This is a genomic window from Thermococcus sp. (genome assembly GCF_027011145.1).
Classification (GTDB): domain Archaea; phylum Methanobacteriota_B; class Thermococci; order Thermococcales; family Thermococcaceae; genus Thermococcus.
This window is the reverse complement of record NZ_JALVAO010000018.1, coordinates 1-10,725: the sequence shown is the minus strand read 5'-3', so window position 1 is coordinate 10,725 and position 10,725 is coordinate 1. Positions and strand designations below refer to the sequence as shown.

Genomic DNA, 10,725 nt, shown 5'->3' with positions numbered 1-10,725 from the left:
ACTCATCGTTGCACCCCGGCTTCGGGGCACGGTTTTGGGAACCGCCCCCCGGGCTTCGGCCCCGGCATATCGGCGGTTTCCGGTTACAGGGGACGCCGAACCCCCCGGCCTAGCCCGCCGCCAGGTTTTAGTTTCAGGACGGGATATATAAAGGTTTGGTAGGTTCAAAAACCAAAGGTTTCCCACCAAAGTATTGAAAAATTTTCATAAGCACTAACCACTACCGGTTCATGGGTGGCTTTCAGTGCGCCTCAGTGAACATCCTGTTCTGAGATTTGAGCGCGGGAAAGAGGTTACCATTTACTTTGAAGGACAGCCAATCAAGGCATACGAGGGCGAAACGATTGCAACGGCCCTCCACGCCGCCGGGATAAGGGTTCTCAACTATTCTCCAAACAAAAAGCGTCCCCGCGGGCTGTTCTGCGCCATAGGGAAGTGCTCCTCATGTCTTATGGTCGTGAACGGGATTCCCAACGTGAGGACGTGCATAACACTCGTTGAAGACGGAATGAGGATAGAACGCCAGCAGGGGAGGGCAAAACTTCCAAGGGAAGCCAGACCACCGGAGTTCAGGGACGCTAGAGTCGTAGAGGCGGACATCATTGTCATAGGAGGAGGTCCAGCTGGACTTATGGGGGCACTCAACGCGGCCGATGCGGGGGCAGAGGTCGTTCTAATCGATGAGAACCCCATGCTTGGAGGCCAGCTCGTCAAGCAGACCCACAAGTTTTTCGGGAAGAGAGAGCAGTTCGCTGGAGTGAGGGGCATTGAGATAGCGAAAATCCTTGAGGAGGAACTCAAAAAGAGGAAAAACGTGAAGGTCTTCCTCGAAACTTCTGCTGTGGGGATATTTCAAGACGATGATGAGAAGCTCGTTCTGGCCGTTAAAAACAACAGGGAATTGATTGAATTCCGCGGGAGGGCTGTTATCGTTGCCACCGGCGCGATGGAGAGGGTTATACCCTTCGAGAACAACGATTTACCCGGAATTTACGGAGCCGGAGCCATTCAGACCCTTATGAACACCTACGGCGTAAAACCGGGGAAAAAGGTTTTAATAGTCGGGGCCGGAAACGTGGGGCTTATTCTGGCGTATCAGCTCCTTCAGGCAGGGGTTGAGGTGAAGGCCATAGTCGAAGCTATGCCCAGGGTTGGTGGCTACTTCGTGCATGCTGCCAAGGTCAGAAGGCTTGGAGTGCCAATTCTCACTAGGCACACGATTCTCCGGGCTGAGGGAAAGGAGAAGGTGGAGAGAGCGGTAATAGCCCAGCTCGACGAGAACTGGAGGCCCATTCCCGGAACGGAGAAGACGGTGGAGGTTGATGTTATAGCCCTCGCAGTTGGCCTGAGGCCGAGCATCGAGCTCCTCCATCAGGCCGGATGTCAGATAAAGTACGTCCGCGAGCTTGGAGGCCACGTTGCGGTTAGAGATGAGTGGATGGAAACAACGGTCAGGGGAATCTTCGTCGCAGGCGACTCGGCTGGAATAGAGGAGGCCACGACGGCGATGCTCGAAGGCAAGATAGCCGGTATCGCCGCCGCGTTGAGGCTCGGTATAGCAGACGAGAACTGGGTCAAAGAGATAGAGAAAGCCCAGCGCGACCTCGACGAGTTCCGCTCCGGGCCCTTCGGCAGGCACGTGATTAAGGGAATAAGGAAGCTCCTTGCGGAGGTCGATGGTGATGGCTGAGATTCCTCCTTACCTTCAGAGGGGATACATAACACCCGAGGAGCTCTTCTCGATAATTCCAAAGCCGGGTGAGGAAAGGCTAAGGAAAGGGCCCGTTGCCGTCCCCGAGTGCCCCCAGGAGATACCCTGCGCGCCCTGCAGGGAAATATGCCCCACAGAAGCGATAAGCATGCCAACACCCAACGATTTACCCATTGTGGACTACGAGAGGTGCATAGGTTGCTCCCTCTGCGTCCAGATTTGTCCGGGTTTGGCCTTCTTCATGGTGCATTACGTCGGGGATAAGGCGAGGATAACGATGCCCCACGAACTTCTTCCGCTCCCAGAGAGGGGAGATGAAGTCGTTCTCCTCAACCGTATTGGAGAGCCCGTCGGGAAAGGCAAGATACTCACCGTCGTTCCAAGGGAAAAGAGCAGGGGGGACACTCCGATAATCGTCGTCGAAGTTCCGATAGAGCTCGCTTGGGAGGTAAGGGCTGTTAAGGTGGTGAGAGAATGACGGCCGCCGAGATTATATCTGAGGGGTGCCAAAAGATGGAACATCTCCGCAAGGTTCACAGTCATCTCGCGCCCGAAGGGCGCATTTCAGAGATGAACAACAGAATGGCATCAATTGCGCAGGCACCCAATGTCGTTGAAGCTGGTTTAGGAGTCAGAAACATTCCGCCAGCGCTCGTTGGGAGCAAAACTCCCGACGTGTTGAGGCTGATGCCTCAATATGCGCAAGCAAGGGCTGAACGGGGGGAGTAACATGGCCGGGAAAAGGGTAGTCTGTCGCTGTAACGACGTGACCGTGGAGGACATTGAGGCCCTCATTGATTCCGGGATTACCGACATCGAGGAAATCAAGAGGCTTCTCCGCGTTGGCATGGGCCCGTGCCAGGGGAGAACATGCATTCCTATTGTAATTTCAATCCTCGCGAGGAAGACAGGAAGGAAACCCGAGGAGATACCACTACCTAAAGCGAGGGTTCCGATAAGGCCCGTTCGCGTTGAGGTTCTCGTGGGTGGTGGCGATGAGTAAGGTTGCGATAATCGGCGGTGGGATAATAGGCGTCGCCACCGCTTACGAGCTAGCTAAGCTCGGGGAAGATGTTATCCTCTTCGAAAAGAACTATTTCGGCTCGGGCTCCACATTCCGCTGTGCCACAGGAATACGCGCCCAGTTCACGGACGAGGCAAACGTTAGGCTCATGAAGTATTCCGTTAAACGATGGGAGGGGCTTGAGGAGGAACTCGAGGCGGATATAGGCTTCACACAGACAGGGTATCTGTTTCTGGCCACAAGTAAGGAGGAAATCGAGGCGTTTAAAGCGAACATAAAGCTCCAGAACCGCTTCGGCGTCCCGACGAGGCTAATCGATATGGACGAGGCCAGGGAAATAGTGCCGATTCTCAACACCGAGCCATTCCTGGCAGGAGCATGGAATCCGAAAGACGGCAAGGCAAACCCCTTCAAGACGCTTTTCGCATACCTGCGGAAGGCCAGAGAGCTGGGTGTCGATGCAAGGGAGCACACGGAGGTCGTTGGACTTGAGCGCGAAGGGAAGGTCATAACGGCCGTTAAGTTCAGAAGCAACGGGAGAGTTGAGGGCGTTAAGGTAGATGCGGTTTTAAACGCCTCCAACGCCTGGGCACCGCTCATCAACGAGATGGCCGGTTTGAAGCGCGACCTCGTCCCTATAACCGCTTACAAACACCAGCTCGTCAAGACGGAACCGCTTGAGAGGGGTCAGGCCGAGCCTCTGGTCTGTCCGCCAAGCTGGGACGATGCGTACATAATCCAGGACGGAGAGGACGGGGGAATAATCTGTGGCGCCGGAATAGAGCACAAAGCTAAGAGCCTCGACGACTACGAGCCGACCTATGACTTTCTGCGTGGTGTCCTCCGCTATGCCGTGAAAATCGCCCCGCCTCTCCGCTATGCCCACATAGTCAGACAGTGGGCCGGGTTCTATGCCAAAACCCCCGACAGTAACCCCGCCATCGGAAAACTCCTTGACAACTTCTACATATCGGCTGGCTTTTCTGGACACGGCTTCATGATGGCCCCTGCCGTTGCGCAGGCGATTGCTGAACTAATTTCAAAGGGATGTTCAAAGGTTCCGCTCGAGTGGGAGTGGTATGACCCGTACAGATTCGAGAGGAGTGAGCTGAGAAGCTCGGCATTTCAGATAGGCTGAATCATATTGCCATTTTTACAACAAGAAAAAAGATTATAAAGTAACCCGATTAGCATCGTGAGGGTCGTCATGAGAATAGTCTTCGACATAGGTGGCTCTGTTCTCGTTCCAGATGATCCGGACGTCGATTTTATCAAGGCCATAGCGTACGAACTCATCAAGATAAGCGAGGACCACGAGGTGGCCGTTGTAGTCGGCGGCGGAAAGGTTGCAAGGGAATACATCAAAGCCGCAAAGGAGTTTACACCAAACGAGACATTCAAGGACTACATTGGAATTCACATAACAAGGGCAAACGCGATGCTCCTGATAGCGGCGCTCGGAGAAAAGGCATATCCCTTCGTAATCCAGGACTTCCGTAAGGCCTGGGAGGTCATACAGCTCAAGAAGATACCGATAATGGGCGGGACGCATCCTGGCCACACCACAGATGCCGTGGCAACCCTTCTGGCCGAGTACCTGCAGGCCGACCTTCTCGTGGTCGTCACCAACGTGGACGGCGTCTACGACTCCGACCCGCGGAAGAACCCGAATGCCAAAAAGCTCGACAGGATAACGCCGGAGCAACTCGTGGAGATAGCCATGGAGGCCGAGAGCAAAGCCGGTGGCAGTGGGGTCGTTGATGCTCTCGCTGCTAAGTTCATCCAGCGCGGGCGGATAAGAACCTACATAGTCGGCAAGCGTGATGCGTACCATCTCTTTGACGTCGTGAAAGGGAAGCACAGCGGAACGATCGTGGAGCCCTGAGAGTTCTCTCTTTCCTCAAAACGTTTATATATTTTGTCCGACTATTGTCCTACGGTGATGGAATGTCCACTGCGGAGAAGGTTTCCGTTCGCTTTCCTCCTAGCCTGATGCGCGAGATAGACAGACTGGTCGAGCGGGGGGAGTTCTCAAGCAGGAGCGAGTTCATCAAGGAAGCAGTCAGGTTCTTCCTCCTGCACTATGAGTCTCCCAAAGAACTCTGGGAGGAGTACAAGCTCCTCGCGAGGAGTAGGAAGCTTCCATCTGAGGAGGAAATCGAAAAGCTCCTTGAGGAAGTGGACGAGGAATGGAAGCGTTCAAGGTCGTCTTAGACACGAACGTCGTCATAGCGGCGGCGATAAACCCCTTCGGCAGTTCTGGAAAGGTACTCGACATGATCGTCAATGGAGCGGTTCGCTCCTACACCTCCGAAGCGATACTTGAGGAGCTTCGCTTCAAGCTCACGAGCGAGAAGGTTCTCAAATACCTTGAGAGCAGGGTTTATGCACTATGGATTTACAGGATTTTCAGGGCTTCCTCCGTCATAGTTGAGCCAGCTGAACACTTCGACGTTTCGCCTGACCCCGATGACAACAAGTTATTTGATGTTGTTTATTCTGCCAAGGCGGACTTTCTGATAAGTCTCAACAAGAAGCACGTGCTGAGACTGAGAGATAAGGAGATGAGGTTTTCTCTTAAAGGGCACAAGTTTCTAATCTTAACTCCAGCCGAGTTCATTGAGGTCGTCGAAAGGGATAAAAACTCCGGAGTGTAGTTAGGTTAGTGAGCACGTATGTGCAAGATGGCACACTTTGGGAACTGCGATCCTGAGACTGCCGATAGGGAGTACTGTATTTTTCATAAGCCTAACAAGAGTGAGGAAGAGGCCGTGGAGTTTTACAAGAAGTTTCTGGAGAGGTTCAAACCGAGGGTTGAGGAGATTGAGGTTGAGGGACAAAAGATAAAGAGGCTGGTTTTTGAGGGGCCTGTAGATGCAAGTGGATACGTGTTCCCCGAGATTCCAGATGTACCAATTGAATATGTTGACTCACAGGGAAATCTTTGGGGATTAAAGTTTTCTTTATGGAAAAGTCTATTTAAGAAAGAGGCCAATTTTTCTGGTGCAATATTCATATATGCTGATTTTGTTGAGGCTATTTTTGAGGAGGGTGCATCTTTTGTTGGAGCACACTTTAAGTATGTTTTTTTTTTGCGTTGTCAAACTTTTTATTTGATGCAAATTTTTCTGGAGCAATCTTTGAGAAAGATTTGGATTTCTATAGGGTAAAAGTATTTGGCAATACTGATTTTTCGGGAGCAAAATTCAAGAGAGATGCTCTTTTTAGAGAAAGTGAGTTCCGAGGTAGAATCACATTTTCTGGTGCTGTTTTTCAAACACTGGCGGATTTTTCTTTAACTCAATTTTTAGGTTCCGCAGATTTTTCACAGTCCATCCTAGAGGTCTCAAAGTTCATTGGTGCAAAATTTTGTGGGAAAATGTTGTCTTTTGAAGGCACTTATTTTAAGCAATACATTGAATTCTTTCCCTCCAAAGTTGTTGGGGGTAGAGCGACTGAGCTGACTAAAACACGATTTTGTTACCCTCAACCGTTAGCAGAAGCCGCAAAAATCCAATGTATAACCTATGAGCACTTGGGAGAGAGAAAAAGCAGACATCATGTTCGTTCTCGAAATGCGCGCCAAAAGGAGGGCACGCATAAAGAACGCACGGAATAAGTTGGAAAAACTTAAGGCTCACACTCACAACTTCGTTGAATGGCTCTTGGCTGATCTACCCTCGAAATACGGTACAAACTGGGTTCGACTCTTTCTGTTTTCCTTGCTTATTATTATTGGCAATGCGGTTCCATACACCCTCTGGAGCGCCTACATTGAAGGCTTTCCTCAAACCTCAAATTATCTCGTCCGCTTTGCCAACGCCCTCTACTACTCCCTCGTCACTTTCACAACCCTCGGCTACGGCGACATGCACCCGACCGGCTGGCTGAAAGCCCTGAGCGCCCTTGAAGCATTGACCGGAGCTGTCTTTATGGCGCTGATAGTAGCTGTCATAGCCCGTAAGTGGATGCGCTGACTTCGAGACTTGACCTTTATCCAGGTTTTTCCGCAAAGCTTTGGGATTTGATCCCCCCTTACAAAAGCCACCTTTTTATACCTCCTCCCCCTTCACTCCCCGGTGGTGTCCATGAAAGTTGTCGTCATCGGTTCTGGCACAGCTGGGAGCAACTTCGCCCTCTTTCTCAGGAAGGCCAACAGAAAGGCCGAGATTACAGTCATCGGGAAGGAACCAACGATGCAGTACTCCCCCTGTGCCCTGCCGCACGTGATAAGCGGAATGATTGAGAAGCCGGAGGATGTAATCGTCTTCCCTAACGAGTTCTATGAAAAGCAGAGAATAAAGCTCATGCTGAACACTGAGGCCAAAGCCATAGACCGCGAGAGGAAGGTCGTAATCACCGACAAGGGCGAAGTCCCCTACGACAAGCTAGTCCTGGCGGTTGGCTCAAAAGCTTTTATCCCGCCGATAAAGGGGATTGAAAACGAGGGCGTCTTCACCCTCAAGAGCCTCGACGACGTGCGCAGGATTAAGTCTTACATCGCCGAAAGGAAGCCGAAGAAAGCCGTCGTAATCGGCGCCGGTTTGATAGGCCTTGAAGGGGCTGAGGCATTTGCAAAGCTCGGCATGGAGGTTCTGGTTGTAGAGCTGATGGACAGGCTAATGCCTACGATGCTGGATAAAGACACGGCAAAGCTCGTCCAGGCCGAGATGGAAAAACACGGCGTTTCCTTCCGCTTCAACGAGGGAGTCAGCGAGATAATTGGAAGCCCCGTTAAGGCTGTGAAAGTTGGGGAAGAAGAGATTCCAGCAGAGCTGGTTCTCGTCGCCACCGGTGTGAGGGCGAACGTTGACCTCGCCAAGAAAGCCGGCCTCGAGGTCAACAGGGGAATAGTTGTAAACGAGCACCTCCAGACGAGCGACCCAGATATTTACGCTATAGGCGACTGCGCCGAGGTTATTGACGCCGTAACGGGAAAGAGAACGCTCAGCCAGCTTGGAACGAGCGCGGTTAGAATGGCTAAAATCGCGGCTGAACATATAGCCGGGAAGGACGTATCGTTTAAGCCCGTCTTCAACACGGCAATAACAGAGCTCTTTGGCCTCGAGATAGGCACCTTTGGAATAACGGAGGAGAGGGCAAAGAAGGAGGGCATAGACATAGCGGTCGGCAAGTTCAAAGGTTCGACCAAGCCCGAGTATTACCCGGGAGGAAAGCCGATAACGGTTAAGGTTATCTTTAGAAAGTCAGACAGGAGGCTCATCGGGGCCCAGGTAGTCGGTGGCGAAAGGGTATGGGGAAGGATAATGACGCTTTCAGCCTTAGCACAGAAGGGAGCAACTGTTGAGGACGTCGTTTACCTCGAAACTGCCTACGCTCCACCGATAAGCCCGACGATAGACCCGATAAGTGTGGCTGGTGAGATGGCCCTGAGGAAGTTCCGTTGAGTTTTTAGAGTCCTGCCTCAATCTTTTTACCATGAACCGGGCGAAGGTCAGCAAGCTGATGGCGTATATCCTAAGGCACTCGCCGGAGGAATTTGGACTAGAGCCCGATAGCAGGGGCTTCGTCCCACTGGAAGAGCTTGTAAAAGCCCTGAAGAGTGTCTATCCCGACGTTACCGAGGAGTTTGTGCGCGAGATTGTTGCGAACGACCCAAAGGGGCGCTACGAGATTAGAGATGGAAAAATCCGCGCCCGCTACGGCCACAGTTTTTCGGTGAGCTTAAACCACGAGGAGGACATCGAGTCAAGGATTCTATACCACGGGACGCCGAGGAGAAACCTGTCCTCTATTCTCAGGGAAGGGCTCAAGCCGATGAAGCGACAGTTCGTTCACCTGACAACGAGCAGAAGCGAGGCCATTGAAACGGGCAGAAGGCACGGGAGGGACGTGGTTCTTCTCGTCATAGACGCTGACTGCCTCAGACGGAAGGGGTTCAAAATCTACAGGGCCGGAAAGAACGTGAGGATAGTGAAGGAAGTTCCTCCAGACTGCATCACCCTGGCAGTCTAAGGGCTAAAACAAAGGCCAGTCCGAGGGGAATCAGCGTGCTTACGAAGTCCAGCTCGAAGCTTATCCCTGCGAGATAACCGCCGAGTAACGGCCCAACTACCCAGCCGAGGCTCATCATCGCGTTGAGCAGACCCATTCCCTGAGCCCTCTCGCTCACCTTGACGTTTTGAGCCACGTAGGCTGATGTCGAGTTTATCGTCATGACCCACTTAACCCCCGAAAGGAAGGCAACGCCGAAGACCAGCCAGACGTTTTTAACGAAAGCGTAAAGGAGGAAAGCTACTGCGTAGCCCGCTATGGCAAGAAGGTAGAACCTCTTCGCTCCATACCTGTCTATCAGCTTTCCAAGGGAGTAACCTGTCAGCGCGGCCGCGAGGCTCTCTATCCCAAAGATAACGCCGACGCTCCACTCGCCGAAGGTTTCTTTAAAGTAAACGGAGGAGACGCTGTAGAACTGCCCGCTGGCAACCATTACGAGAAAGACCGTGATGTAAAAGATACCGAGGTGACCGCGCATGAGTTTCTTAAAGGCCGAACTTCTCACGGTTGCCCGCCAGCTTTCCCTGCCCTCCTGAACGAGAATCATGCCGAGGAGGGAACGCCTTCCCGTCGGGCGCTCGCGGATTAGGAGAACTATGCCGGCGGAGATAAAGAGAAGAAAGCCGGAAAGGATGAAGAGCTTTTTTATGCCGAGATAGCCAACTATCACCGAGCCTAGGAAGTTACCGACCATGTAACCGGCGTTCTCGATGGAGTTGAAGAGGCCGAATATGGAACCAGCCCGGGTTGAGAGCTCTGAGATTAGAGCGGAATGTGCCGGGGTCATCGCCGAGCCGAAGATTCCCTGTAGGGTTCTCAGAATCAGAACGCCCGTTGCAGACCCGACGAAAGCCATGGCAGTATAAAAGAGGCCTATAGAGGCGACCCCAAATGCAATGAAGGTCTTCCTGTTGCCCGTCGAATCGGAGAGCCAGCCGAAGGGGTACTGGAAGACGGTTGAGGTGAGGTTGAATGCCACGCTCAAAAGACCCACCATGAACATGCTCGCGCCGAGGAGGCGCATGTAAACACTCAGGTAGGGGAAGGCCATTCCAAAGGACACGTTGGCGATGAACATCGCCATGGCGAGAATTAAGACGTTCCTCCGCTTAACCCGGAGCTTTTTTAGTTTGAGCGTTTTCTCGCGCTTTCCCTGTAGGATGGCCTTCTCCCTCTTCGCCATCAGCGAAAAGAAAGGGTAAGCCCCTTATAAAATTTCCGTCGAAATGGTAAGAAAAGGGCCGAAGTCAGCCCATCTGCAGGGCCTGACCGCGAAGCTCGCCACGCTCGAAGCGATACGGGTCGTACCACTCAATGGGAAGGTCTGTCTTTCCTTTCGTGACGAGGTCGGCGACCATCTCGGCAACAGCCGGGGCCATCATGAAGCCGTGTCCACTGAAGCCTGCGGCAATGTAGTAGTCGTTCAGCTCCTCGATTTTACCTATCGCCGGGTTGCTGTCGGGTGTTTTAGCGTAGTGGCCGGCCCACGTCCTCAGGATTAGGAGCTCCCTTAAAGCGGGGATTATCTTGGTGAAGTAATAGCTCACCTCGCGCATGAACTCATAGGTCGGGTTCAGGTCGTAGGTCGGGCCCAGCTCGTAGCCGACGCCTCCGATTATCCCGCCGTGGCTCGTCTGGGTCAGGTAAGCGTGGCCGTACTTGAACGAAATCACCATAGGCTTAACCGAGCCCTTCTTTATGGGCTGTGTAATTACTGCCTGGTGCTTGTAGGGCTCTATCGGTATCTTCGTCCTTATTCCGGCCATCGCGTTGATGAGCTTGGCCCACGCGTTGGTGGCGTTGATGACGATGCCGGTCTTTATGACTCCTCTGCTCGTTTTCAGCCCTCTAATCTCGCCGTTCTCGATGATGAAGTCCTTCACTTCCGTGTACTCAACTAACTTAGCCCCGAATTCCTCGGCGTGAAGCGCAAAGGCCGCGGTTGAGTGGAAGGGGCTGGCCTTTCCGTCGGTCG

At 52.7% G+C, this 10,725-nt stretch carries 15 protein-coding genes; 13 read left to right on the top strand and 2 right to left on the bottom strand.

The genetic code is table 11. The features are described 5' to 3' along the window. The first annotated feature begins 244 nt into the window (after window positions 1-244). The 13 genes from MVG27_RS02085 to MVG27_RS02030 all read left to right on the top strand — a co-directional run bounded on the left by MVG27_RS02085 (window position 245) and on the right by MVG27_RS02030 (window position 8,711). The gene (locus tag MVG27_RS02085; protein ID WP_297551453.1) at window positions 245-1,690 is read left to right on the top strand and encodes an FAD-dependent oxidoreductase; all 1,446 of its coding nucleotides are present in this window, start codon (window positions 245-247) and stop codon (window positions 1,688-1,690) included. Beyond that, window positions 1,683-2,189, top strand: a complete 507-nt coding sequence (locus MVG27_RS02080; protein WP_297551455.1) for a 4Fe-4S binding protein — start codon at window positions 1,683-1,685, stop codon at window positions 2,187-2,189. The genes MVG27_RS02085 and MVG27_RS02080 overlap by 8 nt, the downstream gene beginning before the upstream one ends. Continuing rightward, a complete protein-coding gene (locus tag MVG27_RS02075) occupies window positions 2,186-2,440 on the top strand; it encodes a hypothetical protein (protein ID WP_297551458.1) in 255 nt (84 codons plus the stop codon). The genes MVG27_RS02080 and MVG27_RS02075 overlap by 4 nt, the downstream gene beginning before the upstream one ends. 1 nt (window position 2,441) lies before the next feature. Beyond that, window positions 2,442-2,714: a (2Fe-2S)-binding protein gene (locus MVG27_RS02070; protein WP_297551460.1), complete on the top strand. Its 273-nt coding sequence runs from the start codon at window positions 2,442-2,444 to the stop codon at window positions 2,712-2,714. Beyond that, on the top strand, window positions 2,707-3,873 hold the full coding sequence (locus MVG27_RS02065; RefSeq protein WP_297551468.1) for an FAD-binding oxidoreductase: 1,167 nt from the start codon (window positions 2,707-2,709) through the stop codon (window positions 3,871-3,873). Before MVG27_RS02070 ends, MVG27_RS02065 begins: the two co-directional genes overlap by 8 nt. 69 nt (window positions 3,874-3,942) lie before the next feature. Beyond that, window positions 3,943-4,620, top strand: a complete 678-nt coding sequence (pyrH, locus tag MVG27_RS02060) for a UMP kinase (RefSeq protein ID WP_297551470.1) — start codon at window positions 3,943-3,945, stop codon at window positions 4,618-4,620. Between the two features lie 62 nt (window positions 4,621-4,682). Beyond that, window positions 4,683-4,949: a ribbon-helix-helix domain-containing protein gene (locus MVG27_RS02055; RefSeq protein ID WP_297551462.1), complete on the top strand. Its 267-nt coding sequence runs from the start codon at window positions 4,683-4,685 to the stop codon at window positions 4,947-4,949. Beyond that, window positions 4,925-5,392 carry a putative toxin-antitoxin system toxin component, PIN family gene (locus tag MVG27_RS02050; protein WP_297551464.1) on the top strand — a complete coding sequence of 156 codons (468 nt, stop codon included), beginning with the start codon at window positions 4,925-4,927 and terminating at the stop codon, window positions 5,390-5,392. Before MVG27_RS02055 ends, MVG27_RS02050 begins: the two co-directional genes overlap by 25 nt. Window positions 5,393-5,410: 18 nt before the next feature. Beyond that, the gene (locus MVG27_RS02045; protein WP_297556046.1) at window positions 5,411-5,905 is read left to right on the top strand and encodes a pentapeptide repeat-containing protein; all 495 of its coding nucleotides are present in this window, start codon (window positions 5,411-5,413) and stop codon (window positions 5,903-5,905) included. Then, window positions 5,833-6,354 carry a pentapeptide repeat-containing protein gene (locus MVG27_RS10155; RefSeq protein ID WP_297549067.1) on the top strand — a complete coding sequence of 174 codons (522 nt, stop codon included), beginning with the start codon at window positions 5,833-5,835 and terminating at the stop codon, window positions 6,352-6,354. Before MVG27_RS02045 ends, MVG27_RS10155 begins: the two co-directional genes overlap by 73 nt. Beyond that, complete coding sequence (locus MVG27_RS02040; protein ID WP_297556044.1) at window positions 6,263-6,712, top strand: potassium channel family protein; 450 nt, start codon at window positions 6,263-6,265, stop codon at window positions 6,710-6,712. The genes MVG27_RS10155 and MVG27_RS02040 overlap by 92 nt, the downstream gene beginning before the upstream one ends. Window positions 6,713-6,823: 111 nt before the next feature. Continuing rightward, window positions 6,824-8,143 carry an FAD-dependent oxidoreductase gene (locus MVG27_RS02035; protein ID WP_297549075.1) on the top strand — a complete coding sequence of 440 codons (1,320 nt, stop codon included), beginning with the start codon at window positions 6,824-6,826 and terminating at the stop codon, window positions 8,141-8,143. A 31-nt stretch (window positions 8,144-8,174) separates the two neighbouring features. After that, window positions 8,175-8,711 carry an RNA 2'-phosphotransferase gene (locus MVG27_RS02030; protein ID WP_297549063.1) on the top strand — a complete coding sequence of 179 codons (537 nt, stop codon included), beginning with the start codon at window positions 8,175-8,177 and terminating at the stop codon, window positions 8,709-8,711. Here MVG27_RS02030 and MVG27_RS02025 read toward each other — a convergent pair. Together MVG27_RS02025 and MVG27_RS02020 are read right to left on the bottom strand one after the other, a co-directional pair. Beyond that, the gene (locus MVG27_RS02025) at window positions 8,695-9,933 is read right to left on the bottom strand and encodes an MFS transporter (RefSeq protein WP_297556041.1); all 1,239 of its coding nucleotides are present in this window, start codon (window positions 9,931-9,933) and stop codon (window positions 8,695-8,697) included. The genes MVG27_RS02030 and MVG27_RS02025 overlap by 17 nt on opposite strands. 64 nt (window positions 9,934-9,997) lie before the next feature. Beyond that, on the bottom strand, window positions 9,998-10,725 hold a 728-nt coding region (locus tag MVG27_RS02020), incomplete at its 5' end, for an FAD-binding oxidoreductase (RefSeq protein ID WP_297556039.1).

What these genes read in the sequence shown, in the direction of transcription:
- MVG27_RS02080 (WP_297551455.1), top strand. Translation starts at nt 1,683, where the DNA reads ATGGCTGAGATTCCTCCTTACCTTCAGAGGGGATACATAACACCCGAG.
- MVG27_RS02075 (WP_297551458.1), top strand. Translation starts at nt 2,186, where the DNA reads ATGACGGCCGCCGAGATTATATCTGAGGGGTGCCAAAAGATGGAACAT.
- MVG27_RS02070 (WP_297551460.1), top strand. Translation starts at nt 2,442, where the DNA reads ATGGCCGGGAAAAGGGTAGTCTGTCGCTGTAACGACGTGACCGTGGAG.
- MVG27_RS02065 (WP_297551468.1), top strand. Translation starts at nt 2,707, where the DNA reads ATGAGTAAGGTTGCGATAATCGGCGGTGGGATAATAGGCGTCGCCACC.
- pyrH (WP_297551470.1), top strand. Translation starts at nt 3,943, where the DNA reads ATGAGAATAGTCTTCGACATAGGTGGCTCTGTTCTCGTTCCAGATGAT.
- MVG27_RS02055 (WP_297551462.1), top strand. Translation starts at nt 4,683, where the DNA reads ATGTCCACTGCGGAGAAGGTTTCCGTTCGCTTTCCTCCTAGCCTGATG.
- MVG27_RS02050 (WP_297551464.1), top strand. Translation starts at nt 4,925, where the DNA reads ATGGAAGCGTTCAAGGTCGTCTTAGACACGAACGTCGTCATAGCGGCG.
- MVG27_RS02045 (WP_297556046.1), top strand. Translation starts at nt 5,411, where the DNA reads ATGTGCAAGATGGCACACTTTGGGAACTGCGATCCTGAGACTGCCGAT.
- MVG27_RS02040 (WP_297556044.1), top strand. Translation starts at nt 6,263, where the DNA reads ATGAGCACTTGGGAGAGAGAAAAAGCAGACATCATGTTCGTTCTCGAA.
- MVG27_RS02035 (WP_297549075.1), top strand. Translation starts at nt 6,824, where the DNA reads ATGAAAGTTGTCGTCATCGGTTCTGGCACAGCTGGGAGCAACTTCGCC.
- MVG27_RS02030 (WP_297549063.1), top strand. Translation starts at nt 8,175, where the DNA reads ATGAACCGGGCGAAGGTCAGCAAGCTGATGGCGTATATCCTAAGGCAC.
- MVG27_RS02025 (WP_297556041.1), bottom strand. Translation starts at nt 9,933, where the DNA reads ATGGCGAAGAGGGAGAAGGCCATCCTACAGGGAAAGCGCGAGAAAACG.